Source organism: Granulicella sp. dw_53, from assembly GCF_018449545.1.
GTDB lineage: Bacteria > Acidobacteriota > Terriglobia > Terriglobales > Acidobacteriaceae > Edaphobacter.
Genome location: NZ_JAAVUR010000001.1, coordinates 407,554 through 433,252, shown reverse-complemented (window position 1 = coordinate 433,252; position 25,699 = coordinate 407,554). Strand labels below are relative to the sequence as shown.

Here is a 25,699-nt window from a genome sequence, read left to right as displayed (position 1 = left end):
CCTGAACGTCTGAAGCTGCGGAGCGGTGCGGTCTCATGACTCCGTAAGAACGTTCTATTCTCTGCCCTAAATCTACTACTCCAGTCCGCGAATCTTTATCTCCAACTCACCGCGAGATGCCATCTCATGTTCCGAGCTTGAGTCTTCTCCAGCACGACAGCGTACTCGCGAAGCTCTGACACCACCTGAGGGCCTTCTGCGCCCAGCAACTGCGGGTTCTCGTCTAGAGACTCCAGCAGCACTCGCACGGTGGCTAAGCCGTCTGCTGGCGAGTACCACTGTGGTGGAGGCAACTGTCGTATGAGCTCCGGATTTCCCGCTCCTTCTTCAATCAGAAGAGACATCGAGTTTTCATCCGCGGAGAAAAATTCGATTAAGGGACGCACGCCGAGCCGAAGTGCCAGATGTTCCAGAACGTCCTCATGCCGGACCAACGAACGCCCATTCACGAAGATATCGAATCCTGGATCTTCACCCTCAACCACGATGTACATCGAAGCAGCCATTGACGGCAGTGTATCGCTTCGATGCCCTGCCCCGGAAGTCTCAATGGAGTGACAGCGAAGACACCCCATCGGTTCGTCGCGAGAACAACAGGAAGCTGGCCCCAGCCGCCAGAAGTCCGATCCCAAAGCCATTTCGCAGCGTCAAATCCGGGCGCAGCAGAATATATCCTTCCACAATGGCCAGCAGAGGCACCACCAAATACCGCGTTCCAAACCGCAGCGGGTCCATGTTCCGCAACAGGAATACCAAGAGCACCGAAGAACCGCCTGCTATCCCGCCTGAGATCAACCATGCGAGCTCAAAACTTCTCTCTTCTGCGCGCCCCAATAAACTGGTTATTCCCAGGATTAAAGCATTCGCCAGGCAGAAAATTGCAACGGCCTGAACGATCTCAAAACCCTGCAATAACCGGTTCATCTCTACACTGGCAACCGCGACGAGAGCCGCGGTTACCCCAAATAAAACCAACGCGATCCAGCCGATCAGGGACCCGGGAAGACCGACTGGAATCAGGAGGAGGATACCGCCAAATCCAATCACTGCCGGAAGCAGGAAACGCCTCACCTCACTTCCATCCTGAACGCCTCTTTGCGCCACGACAAGCACCAAAATCACTGGAATTAAGCTCGACGCAGCAGTTCCTAAACCCGATCCGCGATGTTGGGACCAGCCTGTAAGTAGTTCGGGAATTCCTAAGAACAGGATCGAAACCAACCCTAACCCCAATACGTCCCCTAGCCGATTCCAAGCCTTCGCTCTATTTAGGACCAAAGAGGCTAAGCCCACTGCCGCTAGTACACTTCCTCGAAACCAGACCGGAGTTGGTGGAAGCAGCCACGCACTCGCCGAGAATAGACAATACACGGTGAACCATACCCAAACTCTTCGCGTCATCTGGTCCCCAAGAACAAAGGGCCGCGCATAAGCGCGGCCCCAGATCGTACATTGCTTCGATTAGCTATTTCCGCCACCTTGAGGAGCTGGGGAACCGGAGCCTGGACGACGCGAACCGCGACGACGCCTTCCACCTCCTGGACGGCGCTGACCGCCTGGCGCCGCGCCTCCGGGGCCACGACCTGCGGTTGCTCCAACGGCAGGAGGAGCAGTTCCTTCGGCACGGTTGAAGTTCGGTTCATCTACTGCTTCGTCGGGATCGTCCTCGAAGTCATCACCATCCTCGAGATCCGGTCCATCCAAATCTTCTGGCTCCGAGTCATTCGCTTGGACACTCTGAGGTGCAGGAGCCTCTGAACCTGGCTCAGGCAGCCCCAGCTTTGCACGCTGCTCCCTCAAAACGGCCTTGCGGGAGAGCTTGATGCGATTGCCTTCGATTGAGAGGACCTTGACCAGAATCTGGTCACCTTCCCTAAGCTCATCCTTCACTTCCTTGACGCGATGTTCCGCGATCTCGGAGACGTGAAGTAGTCCATCTGTTCCTGGGAAGATCTCGACAAAGGCTCCGAACTCTGCGATCCGGACGACTTTGCCTAGATAGATCTTGCCAATCTCCGGAACAGCCGTAATGTCGCTGATCATCTGGATCGCACGAGCCAGCCCATCTGCATCGCTCGAAGCGACGTTGACCCGGCCAGTGTCGTCCACGTCGATCTTTACGCCAGTAGCGTCGATGATTCCGCGGATAACCTTGCCGCCAGGACCGATGAGGTCCCGAATCTTATCCGTGGGAATTTGGATCGTGTGAATACGCGGGGCAAACTGAGACTTCTCTTCGTTCGCGCCAGAGATCGTTGCATCCATCGTGTCCAACAGCCACAAGCGACCGCGTCGTGCCTGCTCCAGGGCCTCGCGCATGATCTGTGGCGTGATGCCCATGATCTTGATATCCATCTGCAGCGCAGTGATACCACTCCGCGTACCGGCTACCTTGAAGTCCATGTCTCCATAGTGATCTTCGGCGCCTGCAATGTCAGAGAGAATGGCGTAGTTATCGCCTTCCTTGACCAAGCCCATCGCCACGCCAGCTACCGCTCCCTTGAGCGGGATACCCGCCTGCATCAGCGCGAGAGAGGCGCCACAGACAGTGGCCATTGACGACGATCCGTTCGACTCGAGGATATCCGAGACGACCCGGAGCGTGTAAGGGGACTCATCCTCGCCAGGGAGGACTGCTTCGATGGCACGCGATGCCAGTGCACCGTGACCGATCTCACGCCTGCCGACACCAGTCATGCGACCAACCTCACCTACAGAGAACGGCGGGAAGTTGTAGTGCAGCATGAAACGACGCTTCTGCTCGCCTTCGTAGCTTTCGAGACGCTGTGCGTCGTCCGTGGTGCCGAGAGTTGCACTCACGAGTGCTTGGGTCTCGCCACGGGTGAAGAGAGCGGAACCATGAACGCGAGGGAGCACGCCAACTTCGACGGTGACCGCTCGGATCTCATCGAACGCGCGGTGGTCGGGACGAATGCGCTCTTTCAGGACCTGATCACGGAAGATGTTTTCGCGCAGGAGCTCATAGTATTTTCCAAACTTCTTCGCTGCCGCCGCATCACCTTCAGGAAGTTCCTTCTTGAGTTCGTCCTTGATCTCCTTCACGAGCGCGTAGCTCTCGAACTTGGGGTGCTTCTGGGTGTCGAGGGCGTCCTTTAGGCGATCTCCAGCCTTGGCGGTGAGTTCGCCAAGATACTGAGTGTCCAGTTCCGGAGCGGTGACGCTGCGCTTCTGTTTGCCAGCGCGGCTAGCCAGATCTTCAATCGCAGCGCAGATCTTTTTGATCTGTTCGTGCGCGAACTCGATTGCATCGACGACGCGACCTTCAGCGATTTCTTTCGCGCCGGATTCAATCATCACGATGCCGTCTTTGGTTCCCACGACCATGATGTTCAACGCGCTCTTGGCTCGCTCGGCGTAGGTGGGGTTCACGACAAACTGATCTTCGATAAGGCCGATTCGAACGGCTCCTACGGGACCATGAAAGGGAATGTCGCTCAGTGCAAGAGCGCAGCTTGCGCCGTTGATGCCGAGAACATCCGGATCATTTTCCTTGTCGGCAGAGTAAACGAACGCAACTACCTGAGTCTCGTTGCGAAAGGCCTCTGGGAAGAGGGGGCGAATCGGACGATCGATCTGACGGCTGGTCAGGATCTCCTTCTCGCTGGGACGGCCTTCGCGCTTGATAAAGCCGCCGGGAATGCGCCCACCGGCGTAGGTAAACTCTCTGTACTCCACGGTGAGGGGAAAGAAATCGATGCCTTCTTTCGGGTCGGGAGAGGCTACCGCGGTCGCTAATACAACGTTATCGCCACTGGACGTAAGGGCCGCGCCTGAGGCCTGCTTTGCCATTCGTCCTGTTTCAAACTTGATCTGCTTGCCGCCGGCAAGCTCAACAATGACATCCTGTTTCATCTCGTCCTCTTCTCTCTTCACTCAAACTTAACTGGGGCACAGATCCAATGCCAAGCGCAGAAAAAACACAGCTTTGGAGGCAGCCCTGTTCAGCTGCCAGCAAAGCTGTGTTTTCTGGATAGTCGCTCGGACGAAGGCCTCGCCGCTAAACGAATGTTGTATTGATTCCGTATCGACGGGAGTACAAAGGGCATAGTCATACCCGAACCTGTACAAAGACCGCAGACTGACCAAAGGTAGCCGGGCATACTCGCATGATTTAGGTTGTGTCTCCGGAATCGAAAACTACTTGCGAATTCCCAGCTTTCCGATGACCTCACGGTAACGATCGGCGTCACACTTCTTCAAGTAGTCCAGCAATCGGCGACGTTTGCTCACAAGCATCAGGAGGCCTCGACGCGAGCCGTGGTCCTTCTTATGTGCTTTGAAGTGTTCCGTCAACTCGCCGATACGTTCACTCAATATCGCGATCTGAACCTCTGGACTCCCTGTATCTGAGTCATGCGTGCGGAACTTCTGAATAATGTCTGTCTTTTTTGCGGATGCCAACACAGCTGTTTCTGCTCCTAATCTCTAGTTCACTCTCTTAGTGTCTACTGTTGAGGATAGCACCCGTTGACAACTGAGGCAATGATCGTTAGCCACGGCGGAATCTATTCCTCAACGATCTATCCCAAGTATTTTCAATGTGGGGCGGCGCTACCGGCCCGGGTGATGGTCCTTGGCACCCGGTGCTCCGGTTGCCCACACCCCCTCCCCCGTGTTTTCGCATAAAGTCCTCATTTAAATTGGCTTACCTTAGGACTTTTCGTGATGCGATTGCCCTTCACGAAAATCCAGGGGCTATGGAATCTTCGTCGAACGATATCAAAGAACTATTCGTGGAGCTCTGTCGCTCGAGCTGAACTCCAGCTTTAATTTCTATTTCTATTTTAAGTGAAGTGGCATAACTAAAGTGCCACTTCGATCTCGCTGATTTTGCGTGGGTTAAGTTGATTTTGGGGCTTGACATGATGTTTTTGCTGCGGATAAGCAGAGGACGCTCTCTAACTATTGAAGGACTTGGATTTAGAGTCCTTTAAAATCACGGAAAATATCCAAAGAACTTACGGATGCATATTGCTTTTCGCGTGCTCTTTGATTTCCCCTGTCCAACGTAAAAACCGAAGGAATTGGGTTTTGTCTTCCATGACTAACCGAAAGAGGTCGCCCGCCCCGATTGTCTCTGCCTTCTTGCCGCTGTACGTCTCCAGTCTCCAACGGAGATAGGGACTGCGCCAAGGCCGCAGGCGGTTTCCCCGCGTGGCATTCCACAGAAATCGGATACTTTCGCCCATTGTGATCTTCCCGATCCAGTATAGCCAAGCCCTGAGCATCTTCCACCTTCACCTGAGATAACTGAAGAGGTTTGTGCTTCCGAGGGTAGCGATCACGCTGAGCAAGGCTTCGTGCTGGGTCTCGGCAGACTTCAATTGGGTTGCGATGGTGGTGGGATCTGAAGAGATGAGCGATGATTGCTGGACCGTCAATTGGACTTTATCGGTTTGCGCGTATTGGCTTGTGCTTTGAAGCTGATTGAGAGAGTTATCGAGGACACTCCGCTGCAGTGAGACTTGATGCATTGCGTCGGTGAGAGCCGAGACATCTGTTGTTGCCGTGCTGCTTGGCGTACCGCTGGAGAAATCGGAGATCAGTTGATTGAGTGCGGCGAAGACACCGCTCCCCGTAGATCCGAAGATGGTGGAGCCCGGTAGATTGAGCTGAATCTTCTGTCCTGTGGGCGTCGCAATTTGCTGAACATTCGTATCTCCCTGGTAAGAGACGGTTGCGGGATTGGTCGAAGTGTCGAGCGAAAATGGTGGCGTAGAGCCTTGGCTTCCTCCGAATAGATTCGACCCGAGATAGCTCGTGTTCGCCAGAGAAAGAACCTGATCACGAATTGAACTTAGCTTCGATGCGATGCCCTGCATATCGGAGGCGCTCAAGGTTCCGCTGTTGCCGCCGACCGCTAATGCTATTGCAGAGGTAAGTTGAGTAACGACCTCTCCCAGAGTGGAGTCTGTGACGTTAAGCATCGATTGCTCATTCGTCGACGCCTGGATATAGCTATCATCTTTCGCCATCGAACTTGCAATACGGCTGCTGATGGCGGCTGCAACTGGATCTACCTCCAGGGAGGTGACACGCAGTCCGCTCGATAGCTCCTCCGCCAGATAGTTCTCCAGAGCGGTTGATTGGGACACGGACGATGCTAGTTGACTAAGATAGTTGGGATTAAATTGCATTCACTCCTCCGTCTGCGGAACTCCGCTTTGGTCCTACGAGACAGCTGCATCCTCACCAAGATTCAGAGCTGTCGCCATCACTGAATCGACGATGGTGAACAGTCTTGATGCGGCTTCGTAGGAGCGTTGATATTGCGTCAAGTTTTCGGCTTCCTCGTCCAGGGACACCGCGGACACCGAATCGCGCATTCCAGTCAGTTGCGTTAGGGCTGTCTGCTGACTCGAGTTGTCCGCAGAGGCGTTGGATACAGTGCTTCCTATCTGAGCTAATAGGGCGGCGTAATAGTCTGAGGCGGTCGCGCCTCCCGCGATGTCTGAGCCGGAGAGCGCAGCCAAGGCTTGGGCGTTGTCGTTGCCGGCGCTGCCCTCACCAGTCGAGGCCGCCGCGATGAGCTGCGGATCGGTGGTGGACACCGTAATAGAACTGGCGGATCCGGCGACGGAAGCCGAGATAGTGAAGAGATTTTGACCCGGGTTTCCATAACCGTCGACGCCTTGCGAGTTCTGTTGATTGACGCTGGTCGCGATGGAGTTGGCGAGAGTATCCAACGAGGCAGCGATGGTGGGAATCGTGTTGTCACGCACGGAGATAATGCCGCCCAGCTGACCGCCAGTGATCTGGCTGGTTATGTCTTGAGCGTTTGCGCCGGCGAGGATGTGGGTGGTCCCATTGACCTGCGTGGTTTGCAATGGATAATTGGTGTTGCCGCTGACCAGAACCTGGCCGTTGCCGGTGGTCAAGGTGATGCCGTTGCTGTCTGTGGTGATCTGATCAGTGCCGATGTACGTGGATAGTTGGGCGATCGCCACTTGCCGCTGATCTTCGAGGACTCCCGCGTCCGCATTGGGGCTGAGATTGGCGATCTTCGAATTCAGGTCCGCGATCGTCGATGTCAAAGTATTGATCTGACCGACGTCTGAGACCGCCTCCTGATTGAGGCCCGATGTAATCTGCGATAACTGAGTTGCAGCTGAATTGAACTGGGATGCCAGAGCGTTGGCCGCGTTCAAGACGCCCTGTCTCGTGGCGGCATCCGATGGATTGCTGGCGAGGGAGGACAAGGAGGTCCAGAAGTTATTGACCGCAGTCCCGAGCGCGGTGGTTGATGCCGAGGAACCGGTGGCACCGAGACTAAAGATGTTTTGCACTTGCTGCAGCGCAGATTCGATGGCGGCACTCTGCGATTGAAGCTGCATCTGTTGCTGGACCCGCTGCTCCAAGACTCGGTCGCGTTGAGATACCGGCCCGCTGACGCTGACGCCATCGGCAGCGGCTCCGCTGAGGGTAACGGTGTCCTGGGACTGCCACTGTACAATCTCCTTCGTATAACCAGGCGTATTCTGATTCGCAATGTTATTCGAAGTCGCGTTGAGTGCAGCCTGATCCGCTTGTAATGCCGATAAGGACAGATGCAGCAGAGACATCAATGTGCTCATGAAACTCTCGCTTTCCTTGGACTTTGCCTAAAGAGTTGAAGCTCAGACCGGCTTACAGAGATACCGTGAGATTCGTCCCTGAGCGCGTGGAAGGTCAGATGTCTCAGACCTTCGCTTTTAGTTGCTGGACGATGCTGCTAAGAGCATTCGTCGTTTCTATCTCTATCTCTATCGAACCATACTTTCGACGACCTTCTCCGCTACCGCGGAGGCTGGGATATTGTAGGTGCCTGCTTCAATCGATTTCTGAATCGAAGCAATACGAGCGCTTGGAACGTCTGAGTCTGCCATGGATTGAACCATCGCAGCCGCAGGGGTTAACGTTGCGGAGTCAGCTCCAAGGAAGCTTGTGGAAGCTCCCTGTACTCGCGCGATGGATTGATTAGATTCGCCGCTTTGCGGAGTGATGTTTAAGGGCTCAGTTCCAAGTGAGTTTACCGAGCTCTGGGTATTTACGATATTGCCTGAGAAGTTCATGCGATCTCCATCTACTTGACAGTATCGGCTTGTTTTGAGAAGCCATTACCACTCTTAGTCGTCAGTTTTTCTGGAATCTGGTGCTCTCTAATTGCACCTGTTGAAGAACTTTTTTACCTATTCCAAGGCCACCAGATTTGGAGATCGCATTCGCGATTGCTTCGGTTCCATATTCACCCAGGACGTCCGCGGGTTTATCGGAATCGTCTCCATCGTCATCCATGCTGTGTTGGGACGATTGAAGCGGTTTCAGCATCTCCTTGAGGAGGATTGCTTCAAACTGTTGCGCGGCGTCCTTCAGTCGAGGATTATTCTGCGCGTTTGTGGACACCTGGTTAGTGCTGAGGGATAGCGAATCAACTTTCATAGAACCTCAATTTCAGCTTCAAGTGCACCTGCTGATTTCATGGCCTGCAGGATGGAGATCACATCTCTGGCGGTGGCTCCAATCGTCTGCAGACTGCGGACCAGATCATCTACCGTCGCTCCTTGTCGAAGCTCAATGCGGTTGGCCGGTTTGTCCTGGGCGTCTACTCTCGTTTGTTGCACTACCTGGGTTGTTCCACTCGATAGTGGGGAGGGTTGAACGACCTCGAAGTGACTTACGACCGTTACAGACAGGCCTCCGTGAAGGATGGAGACCGGTTGCAAGACCACCGTGCCTCCGATGGCTACCGTGCCGGTTCGTTCGTTCACGATGACTTTGGCTCGAGGGAAGACCTTCACTTCGATCGCTTCCACCTTTGCCAGGAGCTCGGGCACATCTTCCCCTCGAGCTACGTCCAGATCCACCCGTCTGCTATCTACAACGTGCGCCGCCTGGCGGCCGAGTTCGTCGTTGATTGCGAGCGCCATAGTCTCTGCTGTCTTGAAGTCAGCCTGATCCAAGAGCAATGAAAATTGTTGTTTGCCAGCAAGTTCGAGAGGCACGCCTCGCTCCACCAATGCGCCAGAAGGAACGCGCGCTGTGTTTGGATGATTCAACTGCTTTACATTTCCATTCACGTTGACGGAATAGCCCCCTACGACAAGCGGTCCTTGAGCTTGTGCGTAGATCTTTCCATCCGCTCCGTAGAGTGCTGTCATGAGTAACAGTCCGCCCTCTAAACTTCTTGCGTCACCCGCAGAAGAGACGATGATATCTAGCTTTGTTCCAGGCCTGGCGAATGGAGGCAGCGTTGCAGAGACAAAGACGGCGGCGAGATTCTGTACCCGGATTGAGGCTGCCGGCACACTTACTCCTAAGCGCAGGAGCGTCGCTACGAGAGTCTGAATGGGAAAGGTCGTTTGCTGACTATCCCCTGTGCCTTGCAGCCCGACCACAATGCCGTATCCGACGAGTTGGTTATCGCGTATACCTTCAATGGATGCCAGATCTTTTATGCGTGCCTGTTTCGTGGAGGAAGTAGCGACCCCATCACCGGCTACATTCATGGCAACCATCTCTTCAGCAGAGGAAGCAAAGATAGCAAGGACGCAAGCTATGCGAATGAGGGACTGGATCGTTTTTTTTGTTCTAATAAGTTTTCGCATTGTTCGCTCGCTAGAAAATGAGTGCTCGCTGCAGTAGTCGTACCAGGGCATTTGGACGGCGTGTGTAGTCCGTGACGATTCCCTTCCCTCGGACCTGTAACTCCAAACTCGAAATGGCGGTGGAGAGAACTTGATTTTGTTGAGAGATATCTTCCGGACGAACTAAGCCGCGTAATACGATCGTCTGCGTCTGTTGGCTAAATTCAACCTCTCGTGCCGCTTCGATTACGAGCATGCCGTTCGGTAGAACCTCTACGACCTGTCCACCTAGAGTGGTACTGAGACTTGAATTTGTAGCACTGGTCCCTTGCGCATTTAGGCCAGAAGCCGAGTTCTGATTCACCAGGTTCTGCAGTGCGTTTCCGGCGTGAAGAGCTCCTAAGAGACTAGAGATCTGAGTGCTTGCATTCGACGCCCTGGAGTTCTTTACAGATCCGTCCGTAGACGCCGCCAGACTCTCGGAGACGACAACTGACACGAGATCATGGGGTCTCATCGCTCGAACGTCGGTCGTTAGTCTTGTAAACCTTCCGCTCTCTATCCATATTGCTCCAGGAGTAGCTTGCTCATGGGAGTTCTCACTCCGGACTCTCTCAAGATAGGAAGCGAGAGATGAGGATGCGCGATTGGAGCTATCTTTTGGAGGGTTCGGTTTGGGTGTCGTCTGACTTTGAAGTTGGGAAGCCCCTGCAAATAAGATTCCTATGAGATAGATTCCGTATCTTAGCGAGATACTCGTAGATGTGGCGACAGTTGGCTTTTGCTGGGGTAATTTGGTCACTCTAGGATCTCCACCGCGCCATGTTCTTGAACAATCCCCAATAAGAAAAAGGCGGAATTCTGGCCCACTGCTGAGTCTTTTTCGGGTCGTATCTTGATTCTTTCGCCCTTCCGCCCGGACTCTTGCGCAAACCCAAATGTCTCAATGCGAACCATGTCATTCTTCTTCCATAGCTTGACTTTTTCACCTGCCCGAACGATCGGTAGGTCTGCGATGGCAGGGTTGCCCTGGAGAGTGTTAGGCATCTGCTTCGTCGACGAAGGACCGTTAGATATCTTGACCATGTGGGCAGGCCACTCCGGATGATCACAGTCCACTACGATCTTCCACTTCGTTCCAAGCACCTGATCTTCGGATATCGCAACGGAATGCCTACCTAAATCAGGTGATTTTGTCTGCCCGCTATTCCTCAAGTAAGGAGGCATATTGCATGGAGTCTCCACTGCTTCCATGGCGAATGCGTTTGCCGAAAGTAGCAAGGCCCCGATGGATAAGAACTTGTAACTCGAAAATAGCACTCGCCGACCTTTCTTATTTGCAGTTAGAGATGCCTACCGAACCAAGCCATTGATTTGCGAGTACATGTCATCTGCTACGTGAACGACCTTTGAGTTACTCTCGTATGCACGCTGCGCCATGATCATCTGTACAAACTCAGAGACGACATCGACGTTCGAGTTTTCCAGATATCCCTGCTGTAAGGTTCCCATTCCGCTGTTTCCGCCTGGGGTATCGGTTATGGCATTTCCTGAGGAGTCTGTCTGCTGGAATAAGTTCCCACCGATGGAACTAAGTCCTCCGGGATTGGTGAAGTTCGCTAACTGCAATACACCTAATTGGGAGGCGGCAGTTTGCCCTGGAGCAACTGCCGAGACGATTCCATAGGGAGAGATTGTGGGTGAGGTTGAATTTGGCGGAATCGTGATCGCTGGCAGCACGATGTCGCCATCGGAGGTGACGATGGTGCCTTGGCTATTCGGGTGAAAGTTGCCAGCACGCGTGTATGCGATGGTTCCATCGGGCCTTGATATTTGGAAGAATCCCTGCCCTTGGATTGCCACATCGAACAAGTTCCCCGTTTGATTCGGATCTCCCTGGAGCATGATCATCTCAGACGAGGCCGAGCGGGTTCCCAGGCCTATTTGCAGGCCAGCCGAGACTGTTTGCTGGCTTTGAGCAGCTCCCGGAGTAATCAAGTTTTGGTAGATCATATCTTCGAACTGCAGCCTTCGTCGTCGAAAGCCTGCGGTTGCGGAGTTAGCAAGGTTATTCGCGACGGTATCGAGATTTGCCTGTTGTGCGCTCATACCACTAGCAGCCGTGTATAGGGCCCTGATCATATTGCCTCCATAAATAAATTGCTAAGACGCGAGTCGAATAACATCAGACTCTCGATAGTTCTTCTGCGGCGGTTTTATCCAGATCATTGCTGAAGACGCTGAGCGCTTTTTGCATCATCTCCGCCTGGCGCTGCACCAGAACCAGTTGCATGGTGCCATGGACCGCATCTTCGTTTGCTTCTTCTAAAGATCCTTGTTGAAGCGCCGCGTTGACGGCTTTGCGCTGATCGATCGAGTCCGCGGATACCCTGCCGCCGCTCTCCGTATGCAACTGTCCTCTATCTGGAAAATCGAAGACGCCAATCTGGCCTACGATGGCGTTGCCCTGAGTTGTAGCCACAGAGATATTTCCGTCGGAGGCGATATGAACCGTTCCTGTTGGTATCGTGATGCTCTTGCCTTGAACGTCAAGGACAGGTTCGCCCTGGGCGGTTTGAAGAACGCCGGTGGATGAGCGAGAGAAGGACCCGTTTCGCGTGTAGAGAGTCTTTGTAGGGGTTTGTATGGCGAAGAAGCCCTGCCCGTGAAGAGCGACGTCCAGCGGGTTCCCTGTTGCGGATAGCTCTCCCTGGCTGAGATTCAGGACGTTTCCACCCAAAACACCGAAGCCATTGACGGTGCCACCTACCTGGGATGAGGGTGGTGAATTCTGCCCACCCCCGTCTACGAGGGCGCCACGAAAGTAGTCACGCTGCGCGCGGAAACCTACGGTTCCAACGTTCGCCAGGTTGTTGGCCGCTGTGTCCAGAGCCTGGGTGCGTGCCATCAAAGCTGTATAGGCTGCATAGAGTCCGCTGTCCATGTACCGGGTCAATGCAAGCGAATGGCCGCGATCGTCAGCGGAGTTCTTAGTGCTTTCTTATGGAAGGGGTACGCTCAAGATGTTGCAGTCTGCGCCGATAGAGTCTGATGTAGGACGAAGGACGGGAGGAACTGTGCGGGCACTGATTGTCGACGATTCAGCGGTGATGCGGAAGGTGATTGAGAGGGCTTTGCGCCAGGCAGGGCTTGATCTCTCTGAGGTGTTACATGCTTCCAACGGAGAAGAGGCGCTAGAGATCTTGAGGACAGAAGCTGGATCTTCCTTACGGCTCGATATCATCTTTAGCGATATCAATATGCCGGTGATGGATGGAATCCAGTTTTTGAAGCAGAGGAAGGCGGAAGGATTGGCGGAGGGAGTGCCAGCAGTGATGATCACTACGGAGGGCAGCAAGGCCTTTGTGATGGATGCCATTGCCGCAGATGCCAAGGGATTCATCTGCAAGCCGTTCACAGGTGACCAGGTGAAGGAACGTGTCTTGCCGTTGTTACGCTCTGCCTAGCAGGTTGCATCTCTGGACTTTCCAGAGATGCAACCTGTAAGTCAATTACCTCACAACCGACTGGAAGAGGGGCGAACTAAGCAGCGTGGCAAACTGGTCGTTAGAAGAGCTATAAGAGACAGTCAGGGTGCCAGCATTGGAGTCGATCGTGGTCTGATCCAAGGCCGACTTTTCGAGTGGGGTACCGGCGGTCTTCTTCATCAGGGAGACGCCCTTCATGAGGGTCGCGGCGGTGGCGGCGGTGATGGTATCTGACATGACGACAGCCATGTCGAATTTCACGCCGTTCCCGAAGTCCATGGTGTACCGGGAACTCTTCATGCGATTCCGAACCGTGTCATAGTCCGCGAGCTGGGCGGCGTCGCCGAGAACGCCCTTCATCATGGTCTGGGTGCCTTTCTGGTCAAGCAGGCTCCAGACGGTCTTTGAGTCGACTACTGCCATCTCGTTGACCATGTCTCCGTTGGCGAGGAAGCTTGGGGTCAGACCGTCGCGTGAATCGAGGGCGGCCTTTACCGCGTCGCGGTCGCCGAAGACGATCGTGGTCTGATTGAGGAACACCACGCTCATACCAGCCGCGCCCATGGGATAGATACTATTGTTGCGAACCACGATGGGCTTCGTCTTCTGCTTGGTGAAGTTGGCGAGCACTTCGCGGGTGTGGAACTGTCCCTGGGCAACTCCTACGATTCTGGTTCCATCTCCACCACTCAGGACGTGGAAGGCCGCGAAGGCCAGCGTGTCGGCGTCTTGATCGACCTTGAGGCCAGAGCTCTTCATCGCTGTCTCCAGGCGTTTCAGTTCGGGAGGAAGAACACGGTCTTTCAGCTCCATCGCGGCAGACGAGTTCTGCATGGCGCGATAGTCGACGACGATGAGTTGCTGTACATCGCGCGGAATGGCCGATTTCCCGTCGCTGCTGAGCTGCGCGGCGAAGGCTGAAGGAGCCATCGTGGCGACGATGGCGAAGGCGAGGGTACTGAATCTTTGAAGAGTAATTTTCATAGTTTGTTTCCTACCTTAGTCAACACTACTCTTCCATGAAGAATATTCAATAACAACTGCGTGGGCGATACAACTTTCGTTCCACTTGAGTCTTCGGAAGATAAGACCTTTGTAACTTACGAGGACTTAGGCCAAGCCATAGGCGAATGAAGCCTTCGTTCTAGTACCTTATCGGCCGGATCGAACCCAGGGATTTGACGTAACCAATCAGAATCCGGCTCATGGGCTGCTTCAGGAATCAGCCCGATTAACTCTCCGTCCGAGACGCGGACACCGTAGCGGCGGGCTAGAGCTGCCACAGCGGCGTGGACCTCGCGCATGGAGGTAAGACGAAAATCGGTGATATTCATACTTACCTGGGCTCGTCCCTGCGCCAGGACACCCATTGCCTTAATCCCCTTCATGCCACCGCTTGAGGCACGTATTTCGCGGGCGATGGAGCGGGCGACCGAGACGTCGGGCAGTCCGTTCTCTGAGAGATTTGTAATCGAATCGGCAGCCAGATAGATGTTATAGGCGATGAGAAAGCTGCGGGCACCTACCGCGCTGGCGCCTGCGGTGGGGTGAAGCTGGGGGCCACCAACGTCGGGACGGCGCGCTGTGTCGCGGAGGGCTGCTTCGCGCAGACCCTCAAACTGGCCGCGGCGGACGTCCTCTAGCTGGACGCGGTCGGGACGGGCGGCAGCGGCTCCGTAGAAGTAGACCGGGACGCCGAAGCGACGCCACATCTGCAGACCGGCCTGACGGGCCAGCATGGCGCATTCCGCGAGGGAGATACCGCTGACGGGGACGAAGGGGACGACGTCGGCGGCTCCGATGCGCGGATGAACTCCGGTCTGGCGGGTGAGGTCGATCAGCTCCGCGGCTTTGCCTACGGCACAGACTGCGGCTTCCACGACCGCAGCGGGACTTCCTGCGATCGTGACGACGGAGCGGTTGTGGGCGGGGTCGAGTGACCAATCCAGGAGATTGACGCCTTCAAGCTGCATGGCGGCGACGATCTTCTGCACCTTGTCTGGATCGGTTCCCTCCGAAAAGTTTGGTACGCACTCGATGATGGCTTCTGGATTCATTCCTGAGTTACTTCCACCAGGTGTAGCCGAGGGAGAACTGAACGCTGGCGTTGACGCCGGGATTTTTGTCGCCCAGGCTGGCGCTGGAGATGTGGACTCCGTTGGCGCTCAGATCGATGGAGCGGCGGGGGCGGATGAAGTAGTGGACGCCTACGCCGCCCTGGGGGGTGAAGTTCCAGACGCTAGCGTCGGTGTTAGGACCATCGTTACCCAGATTGAGGATGGGGGAGCCGAAGGCTGGGTACTTGTGGTTCGTCCAGAGGACGCCGCCCGCGGCCTGTACCCAAGGGGAGAACCGGCGGGTTCCGGCGAAGTTCCAGCGGACGATGATGGGGGTGACGGAGACGCCGGTGAAGGTGCCGCCGACGGTGTAGAGCGGGGTACAGGAGATCGAGGCGGAGTTGGGTACGGCGACGCAGCTGGCGCGCTGGAACTTCGGAGTGTAGGACTGCCAGAAGGGGAAGGCTTCTACAGCGTACTCGAAGTTGCCGTGCAGTAGACCGGGGCCGAAGTTGTTGGTGAGAACTTTGCCGGCGTGGACTCCGGCCATGATGAACTTGAAGTCGTCGCGGTTGTCGGTGAAGCCTTTACCGCCCTGGACGAGGACTCCGAACTCCCACGGTTGGTGGGTCGAGGCGGTCTGAACTGGGGAGAGGCCGAGATTTACTGACTGTTGCGCGGTGAGTACTGTGGGGCAGACTGCTACCAGGGCGAGGCAGAGAGCTCGGAGAGTTGAGGCTCCCTTGCTCCGGATCGATGATGTCACTGACAACTCCTTGTTTCTAAGCTCTAGGTCCAGGGGATCCCTCCCCCCGGGTTTTTGCGTTAAATTACTCATTCTAAGACGATTAGCCTTGGACTGTGGCGCAAGCTCACCGTCCAAGGTAAATCGTTGATTTTTCACGAGATCCCTGGAGGAGGTTTTGTCTCCTCTCATTTCTTCGTTTTAATCTCTTCTTTAATTGTATCTGGATCGAAGGGGGAAAATGCCACTTGCCCGGAAGATTTATTGTCGGCTTAAGTCGCTTTATTTATTTAGTTTACGGAGATTTTCCAAGCGCGAAAGGCGGTTGGAGGGCTTGACAAGATTTTTCCCATTTGGCCGACCCATCGGTTAGATGATCTGTCTCGTCCCTCTGCCGATCCCGAGTTCAAAATGGGCACGCCCCGGCCTTGGGCCAGGGCGTGAACGGGGATGGAACCTCGAGGCTAGTGGCCGGCGGCAGCCATCGCGGCTTCGTCCATGTTGAAGTTGGAGTAGACGTTCTGGGTGTCATCCAGATCTTCGAGCACTTCGAGGAGGCGGATCATCCCGTTCGCCTGGGAGCCTTCCAGCTTGGTGTAGGTCGAGGCGATCATGGTGACTTCGGCGTGTTCCGGCTTGATTCCGGCAGCTTTCAGGGCTTCGGTTACGGCCTCGAACTGCTTGGGGTCGCAGAGGACCTCCCAGTGTTCGCCTTCATCGCTCAGATCGTCGGCGCCCGCTTCGAGGACGACCTCGGTGAGCTTATCTTCGTTGATCGACTTGTCGATGGCGATGACGCCCTTCTTGGTGAACATCCAGGCGACGGCGCCCTCGGCACCGAGGTTTCCGCCGTTCTTAGAGAAGGCGTGACGGACTTCGCTAACGGCGCGATTCTTGTTGTCGGTGAGGACATCTACGATGACGGCTACGCCGCCGGGGCCGTAGCCCTCGTAGGTGATCTCCTCGTAGGAGACGCCTTCGAGCTCGCCAGTACCGCGCTGAATGGCGCGCTTGATGTTATCCGCCGGCATGTTCTCAGCCTTGGCTGCGGCGATGGCTCCGCGTAGACGTGGGTTCCCGTCGGGATCGCCTCCGCCCTGTTTGGCGGCGATGGTGATTTCCTTGATGAGGCGAGTGAAGATCTTGCCACGTTTGGCGTCAAGCGCGCCCTTTTTATGCTTGATTGTGGCCCATTTTGAATGGCCGGACATGGAATACCTCGATTTGATCTGGCAGCGACAGGAGTGAACTCCTGACTCTGCAACCTATGGATTTTAGCACGCAGAGAAGGTCAACTTACAGGAGGGAGTCAGCGGTGAAACGACCAAGATCCGTCAGGAAGGAACGACATCGTCCTCTTCGACAGAGACGGTCGTTCCTTGATGGTAGAGAATAAGCCAGCCCTCTGGAGCACTCTGCCAGATTGTGGCTCGGCGGGTGAGGCGATCTTCCTGCCGGAGGACGTAAGTGATGAGGTAGGTGTCAGGGCCAAGACGGCGTAGGGCGTGGTCCCAGCTCTCCCAACCCAATGACGAGGCAGATGCCGGCGGGGTGCTGTAGAGATCACCAAGAATGAAGTCTCTGCTGTAACGCCTTCCGGATGCGCCGACTTCCCAGTAGTCCGGTGCCAAGGTCTGCTCGAAGTCGGCGGCTGAAGTACCGAACTCTGGCGTGTGAAAGATTGGCTCCCGCTGGCGAAGTTCCTCGAGTGTCGACAGAAGCTCAGGGGCGATACGAGTGAAGACCGGATTGCTTCCCATGGTGCGATTGTAGGGGTAGGTTGGTGGTTTATTCGTAATGATCCAGTGCTAACCCAGCGCATAAACAATAAATTCTTATTGTTTGCGTAATTATCGACTTAGGACCTCTTGTGCGAACAAGTCCTTTAGCGTTTCGCGGCGGCGGATGAGGGTGGCTTTACTTCCCTTCCCGATCGTCTCGATGAGGAGCTCCGGAGGGCGGGTGCGGGTGTTGTAGTTGGAGCTGAGGGAGAGGCCGTAGGCTCCGGCGTCTAGGAGGAGGACGAGGTCTCCGGGCTTGACTGCGGGAAGAGCGCGGTCGCGGGCGAAGAAGTCGCCGGACTCGCAGACCGGGCCGACGAGGTCGGCCGTGATGGAAGGAGCGTCGGCGCGGGGTTGGCGGATGGGGAGGATCTCGTGATGGGCCTGGTAGAGGGCGGGACGGATGAGATCGTTCATGCCGGCGTCGATGATGACGAAGGTCTTGGCGCCGTTCTGCTTGACGTAGAGGACGCGGGTGAGGAGGGCTCCGGCCTGGGCGACGATGAAGCGGCCGGGTTCGATGAGGAGGTGGGCGTCAACGTCGCCCAGAGACTGGGTGAGGGCTGCTGCGTAGTTTTGGACCTGCTGGGCGGGGTCGAAGTCTGAGGCTTCGAGGGTGTCGTTGTAGTCGATGCCGAGGCCGCCGCCGGCGTCGATGTAGCGGATGTTGTGGCCATCTGCTCTGAGGTCTTTGACCAAGCTGACGACCCGGGCGAGGGCTGCGGCGAAGGGATCGACCTTGCGGATCTGGGAGCCGATGTGGACGCTGACTCCGGCGGGGGTGAGCCACTTGAGCTTCGCCGCCTTGCGGTAGATGGCGCGGGCCAAGGTGATATCGATGCCGAACTTGTGTTCGCGGAGTCCGGTGGAGATGTAGGGGTGGGTCTCGGCGAAGACGTCGGGGTTGACGCGGAGGGCGAAGGGAGCGCAGATCTGGAGGGCTTCGGCGCGTTCGGCGAGGAGATACAGCTCAGCCTCGGACTCTACGTTGAAGAGGAGGATGCCGGCTTTAAGGGCGGCGTCGATCTCCCAGATTTGTTTGCCCACGCCGGAGAAGACGACTTTTTTTAGGGCGGGTTTGTGGGCCTTGCGGACGCGCTCGAGTTCGCCGCCGGAGACGATGTCGAAGCCGGCTCCCTGCTGGGCGAGCAGGCGCAGGATGGCGAGCGAGGAGTTAGCCTTCACGGCGTAGCAGATGGTGTGGGGCCGGGTGGCGGGACCGTGGGAGAAGGCGGCTTCGAAGAGCTGGAAGCGCTCGGAGATCTGGCGGGCCGAGTAGACGTACGCTGGGGTGCCGTGTTCGGCGGCAACGTCGGCGAGGGAGATGCCGTCGCAGTGGAGGGTACGGTCGCGATAGGCGAAGGGGCGGGCCGTGGGGGAGTTTGCCGACGAGGAGGGCTTCGCGGTGCGTGGGCTAAGGGTGGACTTTGGAGAGAGCGGCTTCGCGGGGCGTTTCGAGGATTTCGGCAAGATTCAGATGTTCTTTCAGACGGTATTTGGGGGAAGAGCCAAGGGTTCTTCAGGGATGATAACCCAGGCTGCGATGTAGGCCAGAGCTCCAACTCCGGTCAGGACGACGAAGAGAGCGGTGATGACACGGGTGACGGAGATATCCCAGCCGTAGTGAAGGGCCATGCCACCACAGACTCCGGCGATGAGGCGCTGGCTGCGGCTGCGGGTTAGCTGTGGAGCCTGGGGATAGCCTGCCGGGTTGGGAGGGGGAACAGGAGCGGCTGCGCTGACGGCGCCGCAGGAGGGGCAGAAGCGGGCGGTGGGTTCGAGTTTCTGACCGCAGTTGACGCAGAACATAAGGTCTCTCCGGCGTGTCTTGATTTTGACACAGGATCACAATACGGCGGGGACATGGCGAAGGTTCCCTTGCTGCTCTGATTCCCTTACTGAGCTGGTTTCGTCACTGCTCTGGCGAGGACTATTTGTCAGTGTACGGGGATTTTAGATATTTGCGGGCGGCGTCGGCCTGGGATTGGTCTCCTCCGCCGGCTGCGGCTAGCTGGTAGTTCCGGATGGCCAAGGGACGGTCGTGGAGCAGGTCGTACATCTGTCCGGCGTTAAGCTGGGCGCGGCGGCGGAGCCAATCGCTGCACTTCGGCTGATCGGCGGCTACGAGATAGTGCTGCGCGGCGTCACGGATTTGATTTTGGCCGCGCTCGGTATCGGCGAGGCCAAACCAGGCCATCTGGAGGCGGGGGTCGATGAAGTAGCCGGGCTTGCGGGCGTCTGCGAGGACGGCTTTGTAGATCGCGATCGCGGCGGGGCCGTTGCCGGAGTCCTTGGTCAGGTTGGCCTCCTCGAGGCGGAAGAGGTAGTCGCGAGGGTATTCGGAGGCGAGGCCATGCTGGACGACGAGAGCTTCGGCGTAGCGGGCGTCGTGGCGGAGGAAGAGCGAGAGGGTGGTGCGGGACTCGACGGCGGTGATGGTGCCGTGGGCGGCGGCCTCGCGGAGGAGTTGGAGGCCCTTCTCGCGGTTGCCGCTGACGCCGGCGATTCCGACCATGATGCGAAGGAGGCGGGGCAGGCTGGCGACGGCGAACTGCTGGATTCCGATGGCCATCTTGGCGTCGGCGTAGTCGGGGTCGATCTTGAGGGTCTGCTCGCTGTCGTTGCGGGCGGCGAGTCCCTGGCGGGCGGCGGAGACGTAGCTGTGGTCGACGAGGGTGATGAAGGCGGCGTGCATGCCGCGGGCGTATCCGCGGGCGAACCAGGCGTCTTTATCGGCGGGGTTGGCCTTGATGCGCTGATCGCAGAGGGTGGAGACGGTGTTGGTGAGGGATTCGATGCGGTCGCGAGTCGCTTGAGGGACGAGGACGCTGCGTTTGGAGGTGAGGAAGGAGTCGTGCGCGTAGTAGGTGGTGTCGAGGAGATCCTGGTGGTAGAGCTCGCGAAAGACGGTGACCATGAGAACGTAATTGGAGGCCATGGGATCTTGCGGGTGGGCGGCCAGGACGGACTCGAAGCGGGAGAGGGCTCCTTCATAGTCGAGGATGTAGAACTGCTGGTAGCCCTCATGGACGGTCGGGTCCAGATTGAGGGGGGCGGTGTGGAGAGAGTTGGGCGCGGATTGAGGCCGCGATTGGGCCTGCAGGGGTTGCGGCGCGCCGACCGAAGCTATCGCGAGAAGACTGGCGACGACAAAGGCTAAGAGCGGAAAGGAACGAAGGCTAGCAAACTTTTCGAAGTAGAAGTTTCTGCTACTCATCTGTCCTCTGTCGTACCAACGGTGGCAAATGTAGGGCGCAATCCAAGTACACTATACCCTTCGGCTGCAGACGATTACTGCGCTGCAACTCTTCCTTGGACGAAGCTTAGAGAAACAGGTTTGTCTGGACTGGAGTTTTATGACTCGGCTGGAACTGCTGCAACTTCTCATCGCACAGGCTCGCGCGAACGGGTTTGAATTTCGCCGATGGTATATCGGCACGTTGCATTTGCCCTGGGAGAGTGCAAGTGAGGCGGTCAAAGTCCTGGCGGCTGAGCGCAGATACTATGCCCTGCTGTTTTCGCATGAGTTTGCATCGAGCTTCTGGAAGGCGGGGGAACGGATCACGTTCCAGGTGGCACGCCAGACATTTCAGCGGACGCGGCCGGATGGGTCGATTGGCACGGTCCATCGCAAACCCTACACGAGACGAAGCGCACGCGAGGATGCCTGGAAATACCATCTCCGTGAGCTTGCAGTGGCGGAGGAGCCGTTGCGTTATATGCGGCGTTATCTTCGAGTGGAAGACGAACTAGCTCCGGAGGAAGAAGAGACCGGAGCGGCGGCGAAGAAAGACTAGATTCCGCGCTATGACCATGTTCGCGGCGAATCGCGGCGATCTGCTTCGCGTGGTGGCGCGAGTGAAGAAGGTGAAACCTTCGCCATTGCTGCATATTGATGGGACCGAGGACCTCATGCGTGATGGAACGGCGGCGGCCGAAGCTGGCCAGAGCCTCGTCACAGAGGGAGTCCAGGGTATCGAGATGCTGATGCACCAAGGTGACGAGTTGCAGGCCGTCGAGGGGTTCCGAGGAGTCCGGTGGGATGACCGGCGGTGGGGCTTCGCGCTTACGCGGGAAGTATCCGAGGCGGGTGACGCAGAACCGGGCTAGATGCTGCCAGGGGGAGGATCTGGATCGAGTGGGTGTTCCTTTGGCCAGGCGCACTCCTACGACGTGGCAGGTGGAACTGTAAGTGAGGAGCAGGTGCTCCACGATCTGCTGAATACTCCACTTGCCGAGATGCGCGGTGGAGCGAAGCTGCGTCTGCTGGGCGTCGAGGCCGCTGAGGGTGGCGGCTAGAGTGCGCTCCAGCTCTTCGAAGATGGGGTTCATGGCGGCAGAGCCACACTACACGGCGGTAGACGGCCCAGCAACCAGAATTCATTTGCGGCAGGTTATTGGAGGTGGTCGAGGGCTTTGCGGGCGGTCTTGACCTGGTCGTCGGAGGCGTCGAGTTTCAGCAGCGCGCTGTACTCGGCGACGGCTTCGTCGTGCTTATTGAGCTTGTGGGCGGCCTCGGCGAGGAGGAGATGCGCGTCCGGGTCGTCGGGCTTGAGTTTGACGGCGTCTTTGCTGCGTAGATAGGCGGCGTTCCAGTTGCCGGTATTCCGGTAGTAGCGGGCGACGGTGAGGTCTTCGGCCTCACGCTCGTCGTCGCTCTGGAGGTTGCGGACCTTAGGCAGCTTGCGGCGATGCGATTGTTCGACGCTGGCGGCGGGATCGTCCGGGTCGGTGGTTGAGGTGGGGTTATCCGGGTCGGGGGCCGGGTCTGAGCTGGACGAACTGCTGGAGCTGCCCGAGTTCTTTGAGTCTCCCGGATAGGGGAACTGTTTGGCGGGATTGGCATCCGGGTCGGCGGCTTTTGTTTTATCGCCGGGGTAAGGAAACTGCTTTGCCGGGTTTGCGTCCGGCGCGGGGGCTGGAGCGTCGGGGTCGGTGCTCGCGGATGGTGGCTTCGGAGAGGCCTTGGTCTTGTCGCCTGGGTATGGGAATTGCTGGACGGTCGACGGCTGCTTGCTGTCGGCGGGAGCGTCGGGACAGGGGTTGGTGCAAGGGGCCGGAGGGCTCGCCGGGGCGGAGGTTTGAGCCTGTAGGACGGGGGCGAGGAGCAGAGCGGATAACAGGATCCAGGGGCTGGCTGTACCAACTCTGGCGTTGAAGTTTGTGGCGCGGAATTTGGGGTCGGCGGCCATGGTCTCTAGTTTACTCCGCTGTTGCACGAGGATGCGACATTGAGTTTGACGTTAGAAGGAGCGTGTTTGTTATAGTCGGTTCGAGACACCTCGTTTCATCCCCTTCTGTTGCATCAGGTTCGACCTACAGAATGTTCGACAGCTCCAGGCTGAATTCCTGTCTGGACTTTGATTGCGCTGCACCCACTCGCTCTGGAGCTACTTTATTTATGCAAAATGGTCTGGTTATTCGCTCTTCTTCGATTCACGCCGCCGGCTGCTATACGACCAAGGCGATCAAGAAAGGAGCGCGCGTGTGTGAGTATGACGGCCCGCGATTTACGAAGGAGGAGGCGGACGAACGCTATGCGGACCGGTTTGTTACTTACCTGTTCAGTTGCGGGGATTCGGGGATGGTGATCGACGGCTTCGGCAGTGCCATGTTCATCAATCACTGCTGCGAACCAAACTGCGAGACAGAAGAGGTGGATGGGCGGATCTTCGTCTGCGCGGTGAGGGATATCAAGGCAGGGGAAGAGCTGACGTACGAGTATCACCTCTATGACAGCGACGATGCCGAAGGAGACTGCTACTGCGGGGCGGCTAAGTGCCGGGGGACGATGTTCAGCGAGGAAGAGGTAAAGCGGAGGGAGAAGATGGCGAAGAAAGCCGCTGCGGGCAAAGCCGGGAATGGCAAAGCTGCAAAACGGTAAGTTGGGACTGGATTTAGCACAGGAGTGGGTGGACTCAGCCGGGCGGTATGAACGATACAATAGAGGTTCGGCGTTCAGTCGCCCTCTATTTCTATGGCTTATCAGGTTCTAGCAAGAAAATACCGGCCACAGCGCTTCGCGGATGTCGCGGGGCAGGATCATGTGACCGTGACGTTGATGAATGCGTTGACGCAGCAGCGTATCGCGCATGGATATATCTTCAGCGGGCATCGCGGCATCGGGAAGACGACGATTGCACGTATCCTGGCGATGGCGCTGAACTGCCGGAATGTGATCGGCAGCGAGGTTCGCCCCACGGCGGAGCCGTGCGAGGTATGCGAGAGCTGCACGGAGATTCGCGCGGGCAATGCGGTCGATGTGATCGAGATCGACGCCGCAACCAACCGCGGTATCGACGAGATCCGCGAGTTGCGTGACGCGGCCCGGTACAGGCCAGCGCGGGACAAGTACAAGATCTACATCCTGGACGAGGCACACCAGATCACGGATGCTGCCTTCAACGCGCTGCTGAAGACGCTGGAAGAGCCGCCGGATCATATCGTCTTCATGATGGCGACGACGCAACCTGAGGATATTCCCCAGACCGTTCGCTCACGATGCCAGCACTTCAGCTTTCACGCGGTAAAACTGGTGGACATTCTGGGCGAACTGCGAGGGATCGCGACGCGAGAGGGTCTGGATGCAGACGATGCTGCTCTGGGCTTGCTGGCAGAGGCCGGAGACGGTTCGATGCGCGATGCGCTGTCGATCATGGACCAGGCGATCGCGAGCGCTCCGGTGGAAGACGGTCGTCCCCGGCTGGACGCGGCGCAAATTCGCGAACTGATGGGCACAGTGCCGAACGCCGCCTTCGAGTCGATCTTTGAGGCGGTCGATGCGAACCGCAGCGCCGAGGTAATGACGCTTGCAAATCGGCTGCTGGATGCAGGAAACAGTCCGGCGCAGTTGGCTCGCCAGTGCGTACGTTATCTGCGGAACTGCCTGATCGCCAAGATTGCAGGGATTGGGACTGAAGGTGAAGGAGCGGACGGTGCGGCAGGAGAGTTGCTGCAGATCTCTGTAGATGAGCAGAGGCGCGCTGGCCGTACGGCTGCTCTGTTTACCGAGGAGGAGCTGACGCGGTTTCTGCAGATGATGCTGCGGACATTCGATGAACTTGGATATCGGCAGGAGCAGAGGTTCCACTTTGAATTGGGGTTGCTGAAGCTGGTTCATCTGCGCCGGCTGCTTCCAGTGGAGGAGTTGCTGAGTCAGTTCCCTGCTCCCTCTGGCACGCGAACAGCCGGAGGAGACGGAGGCGCTCGCGGTGGCTCCGCTCCTGCAAGGCAGGTCAGCGCTCCTGCGAGTACGCCGGCGAGCTCTTCGGCTTCCGCATCTGCTCCCAGCAGGCCTTCGTTCTCGCCGTTTGAGCAGAGCAAGAAGCGCTTTGACGAGTCGGCTCCTGAGACGGTAGTAAAGGCACCGGTTCCGGTTGCCACGGCGAAGCCTGCTGTCGCTGCACCCATCGAGGTGACGTTACAGGTCGTCGAGGCTCCGAAGCCTATGGCGCCTTCCGTTGCCCCGGTTCGAGAGACCGTGGAAGTGTCTCGGGTGGCGGTGCTGGAGCCTGAGGCTGAAGTTGCTCCGGTTCCAGAGGAGGCGATCCCGCAGCAGGCTGAAGCTGAAGTGGAGCCGATTGCGGTGCAGTCTGGTGCGGATGAAGAGGGCGTGAAGTTCCAGAGAGTCGCAGTGGAGGCTCTGCAGGCCGTGGCCAAGCAGACGACGGCGGCTGAGGCGCTGGACGATGCGGTGTGGACCGTCGCGGGTGGAGAGATTCGAGTGCAGATGGAGGTATCGAAGACGATGCTTCCGATGGTGGTGAATGCCGAGGCCGAAAAGATCGTTCGCGCCGCGTTGCGCGAGGGCGGTGCTGGAGCCTTGAAGCTGGCGTTGCTTCCGGGAACAGGCGCGACTTCAGCGGCCAAGAAGCCTCGGGTGGCGAAGAGCGGTTCGGCTGAGGCATTGGCGGCAAAACATCCGGTGGTGCAGGCGGCGCAGCGGCTCTTCAACGCTGAAATACGGAATGTGATCGATCTAAGGGATTCAGACTAGGGATTCAGATTAGCTAGAGATCCAGACTTGCGTTTGGGATTCAGGTGC

28 protein-coding genes are annotated in these 25,699 nt (G+C 57.2%); 6 read left to right on the top strand and 22 right to left on the bottom strand.

All coding sequences use genetic code 11. The features are described 5' to 3' along the window. Positions 1–95: 95 nt before the first annotated feature. The 13 genes from HB393_RS01925 to HB393_RS01865 all read right to left on the bottom strand — a co-directional run bounded on the left by HB393_RS01925 (position 96) and on the right by HB393_RS01865 (position 12,528). Positions 96–506: a hypothetical protein gene (locus HB393_RS01925; RefSeq protein WP_213803445.1), complete on the bottom strand. Its 411-nt coding sequence runs from the start codon at positions 504–506 to the stop codon at positions 96–98. Positions 507–546: 40 nt separating this feature from the next. Next, positions 547–1,104: a hypothetical protein gene (locus HB393_RS01920; protein ID WP_213803444.1), complete on the bottom strand. Its 558-nt coding sequence runs from the start codon at positions 1,102–1,104 to the stop codon at positions 547–549. Positions 1,105–1,461: 357 nt separating this feature from the next. Continuing rightward, complete coding sequence (gene pnp / locus HB393_RS01915; protein WP_213803443.1) at positions 1,462–3,873, bottom strand: polyribonucleotide nucleotidyltransferase; 2,412 nt, start codon at positions 3,871–3,873, stop codon at positions 1,462–1,464. A gap of 285 nt (positions 3,874–4,158) precedes the next feature. Further along, entirely contained in the window at positions 4,159–4,425 is a 267-nt protein-coding gene (gene rpsO, locus HB393_RS01910; protein ID WP_213803442.1) for a 30S ribosomal protein S15, read from the bottom strand. 833 nt (positions 4,426–5,258) lie between these two features. Continuing rightward, entirely contained in the window at positions 5,259–6,158 is a 900-nt protein-coding gene (locus HB393_RS01905; RefSeq protein ID WP_213803441.1) for a flagellar hook-associated protein 3, read from the bottom strand. Between the two features lie 33 nt (positions 6,159–6,191). After that, a complete protein-coding gene (gene flgK / locus HB393_RS01900) occupies positions 6,192–7,595 on the bottom strand; it encodes a flagellar hook-associated protein FlgK (protein ID WP_213803440.1) in 1,404 nt (467 codons plus the stop codon). 168 nt (positions 7,596–7,763) lie between these two features. Then, a complete protein-coding gene (locus tag HB393_RS01895) occupies positions 7,764–8,072 on the bottom strand; it encodes a flagellar biosynthesis anti-sigma factor FlgM (protein ID WP_213803439.1) in 309 nt (102 codons plus the stop codon). A 61-nt stretch (positions 8,073–8,133) separates the two neighbouring features. Beyond that, positions 8,134–8,439, bottom strand: a complete 306-nt coding sequence (locus tag HB393_RS01890) for a hypothetical protein (RefSeq protein ID WP_213803438.1) — start codon at positions 8,437–8,439, stop codon at positions 8,134–8,136. Next, the gene (locus HB393_RS01885; protein ID WP_255550710.1) at positions 8,436–9,506 is read right to left on the bottom strand and encodes a flagellar basal body P-ring protein FlgI; all 1,071 of its coding nucleotides are present in this window, start codon (positions 9,504–9,506) and stop codon (positions 8,436–8,438) included. The genes HB393_RS01890 and HB393_RS01885 overlap by 4 nt, the downstream gene beginning before the upstream one ends. Before the next feature lie 109 nt (positions 9,507–9,615). After that, on the bottom strand, positions 9,616–10,386 hold the full coding sequence (locus HB393_RS01880; RefSeq protein WP_345944980.1) for a flagellar basal body L-ring protein FlgH: 771 nt from the start codon (positions 10,384–10,386) through the stop codon (positions 9,616–9,618). Beyond that, on the bottom strand, positions 10,383–10,811 hold the full coding sequence (locus HB393_RS01875) for a flagella basal body P-ring formation protein FlgA (protein WP_213803436.1): 429 nt from the start codon (positions 10,809–10,811) through the stop codon (positions 10,383–10,385). Before HB393_RS01875 ends, HB393_RS01880 begins: the two co-directional genes overlap by 4 nt. A gap of 126 nt (positions 10,812–10,937) precedes the next feature. Further along, positions 10,938–11,726, bottom strand: a complete 789-nt coding sequence (gene flgG, locus HB393_RS01870; protein ID WP_213803435.1) for a flagellar basal-body rod protein FlgG — start codon at positions 11,724–11,726, stop codon at positions 10,938–10,940. 43 nt (positions 11,727–11,769) lie between these two features. Then, entirely contained in the window at positions 11,770–12,528 is a 759-nt protein-coding gene (locus HB393_RS01865; protein ID WP_213803434.1) for a flagellar hook basal-body protein, read from the bottom strand. Between the two features lie 133 nt (positions 12,529–12,661). Here HB393_RS01865 and HB393_RS01860 point away from each other — a divergent pair, with 133 nt between their 5' ends. Further along, entirely contained in the window at positions 12,662–13,051 is a 390-nt protein-coding gene (locus HB393_RS01860) for a response regulator (protein ID WP_345944979.1), read from the top strand. Positions 13,052–13,096: 45 nt separating this feature from the next. Here the strand turns inward: HB393_RS01860 and HB393_RS01855 are convergent, their stop codons facing one another. The 8 genes from HB393_RS01855 to HB393_RS01820 form a co-directional block, all read right to left on the bottom strand. Further along, entirely contained in the window at positions 13,097–14,056 is a 960-nt protein-coding gene (locus HB393_RS01855; protein ID WP_213803432.1) for a hypothetical protein, read from the bottom strand. Between the two features lie 116 nt (positions 14,057–14,172). After that, positions 14,173–15,129 carry a glutamate formimidoyltransferase gene (gene ftcD / locus HB393_RS01850; protein ID WP_213803431.1) on the bottom strand — a complete coding sequence of 319 codons (957 nt, stop codon included), beginning with the start codon at positions 15,127–15,129 and terminating at the stop codon, positions 14,173–14,175. A gap of 7 nt (positions 15,130–15,136) precedes the next feature. After that, on the bottom strand, positions 15,137–15,895 hold the full coding sequence (locus HB393_RS01845) for an acyloxyacyl hydrolase (RefSeq protein ID WP_345944978.1): 759 nt from the start codon (positions 15,893–15,895) through the stop codon (positions 15,137–15,139). A 443-nt stretch (positions 15,896–16,338) separates the two neighbouring features. Further along, the gene (locus HB393_RS01840) at positions 16,339–17,085 is read right to left on the bottom strand and encodes a YebC/PmpR family DNA-binding transcriptional regulator (RefSeq protein WP_213803429.1); all 747 of its coding nucleotides are present in this window, start codon (positions 17,083–17,085) and stop codon (positions 16,339–16,341) included. A 123-nt stretch (positions 17,086–17,208) separates the two neighbouring features. Further along, positions 17,209–17,634 (bottom strand): DUF4440 domain-containing protein, encoded by a 426-nt coding sequence (locus tag HB393_RS01835; RefSeq protein ID WP_213803428.1) that lies wholly within the window; start codon positions 17,632–17,634, stop codon positions 17,209–17,211. 90 nt (positions 17,635–17,724) lie between these two features. Next, entirely contained in the window at positions 17,725–19,125 is a 1,401-nt protein-coding gene (gene lysA, locus HB393_RS01830) for a diaminopimelate decarboxylase (protein ID WP_213803427.1), read from the bottom strand. 15 nt (positions 19,126–19,140) lie between these two features. Next, the gene (locus tag HB393_RS01825) at positions 19,141–19,464 is read right to left on the bottom strand and encodes a PspC domain-containing protein (RefSeq protein WP_213803426.1); all 324 of its coding nucleotides are present in this window, start codon (positions 19,462–19,464) and stop codon (positions 19,141–19,143) included. A 121-nt stretch (positions 19,465–19,585) separates the two neighbouring features. Next, complete coding sequence (locus tag HB393_RS01820; RefSeq protein ID WP_255550709.1) at positions 19,586–20,872, bottom strand: TTC39/IML2 family protein; 1,287 nt, start codon at positions 20,870–20,872, stop codon at positions 19,586–19,588. 139 nt (positions 20,873–21,011) lie between these two features. Here HB393_RS01820 and HB393_RS01815 point away from each other — a divergent pair, with 139 nt between their 5' ends. Genes HB393_RS01815 through HB393_RS01805 form a run of 3 tightly spaced genes read left to right on the top strand, consistent with a single transcriptional unit; the run spans position 21,012 to position 21,954 of the window. Further along, the gene (locus tag HB393_RS01815; RefSeq protein ID WP_213803425.1) at positions 21,012–21,452 is read left to right on the top strand and encodes a hypothetical protein; all 441 of its coding nucleotides are present in this window, start codon (positions 21,012–21,014) and stop codon (positions 21,450–21,452) included. A gap of 10 nt (positions 21,453–21,462) precedes the next feature. Next, complete coding sequence (locus HB393_RS01810; RefSeq protein WP_213803676.1) at positions 21,463–21,765, top strand: hypothetical protein; 303 nt, start codon at positions 21,463–21,465, stop codon at positions 21,763–21,765. Next, positions 21,766–21,954, top strand: coding sequence for a hypothetical protein (locus HB393_RS01805; protein ID WP_213803675.1), 189 nt, complete (start codon positions 21,766–21,768; stop codon positions 21,952–21,954). Positions 21,955–22,049: 95 nt separating this feature from the next. Here the strand turns inward: HB393_RS01805 and HB393_RS01800 are convergent, their stop codons facing one another. Further along, a complete protein-coding gene (locus tag HB393_RS01800; protein WP_213803424.1) occupies positions 22,050–22,847 on the bottom strand; it encodes a tetratricopeptide repeat protein in 798 nt (265 codons plus the stop codon). Positions 22,848–23,056: 209 nt separating this feature from the next. Between HB393_RS01800 and HB393_RS01795 the strand changes: the two genes are divergently transcribed. Together HB393_RS01795 and dnaX are read left to right on the top strand one after the other, a co-directional pair. After that, positions 23,057–23,539, top strand: coding sequence for an SET domain-containing protein-lysine N-methyltransferase (locus HB393_RS01795; protein WP_213803423.1), 483 nt, complete (start codon positions 23,057–23,059; stop codon positions 23,537–23,539). A 93-nt stretch (positions 23,540–23,632) separates the two neighbouring features. Further along, positions 23,633–25,651, top strand: a complete 2,019-nt coding sequence (dnaX, locus tag HB393_RS01790; RefSeq protein ID WP_213803422.1) for a DNA polymerase III subunit gamma/tau — start codon at positions 23,633–23,635, stop codon at positions 25,649–25,651. The last annotated feature ends 48 nt before the right edge of the window (positions 25,652–25,699 follow it).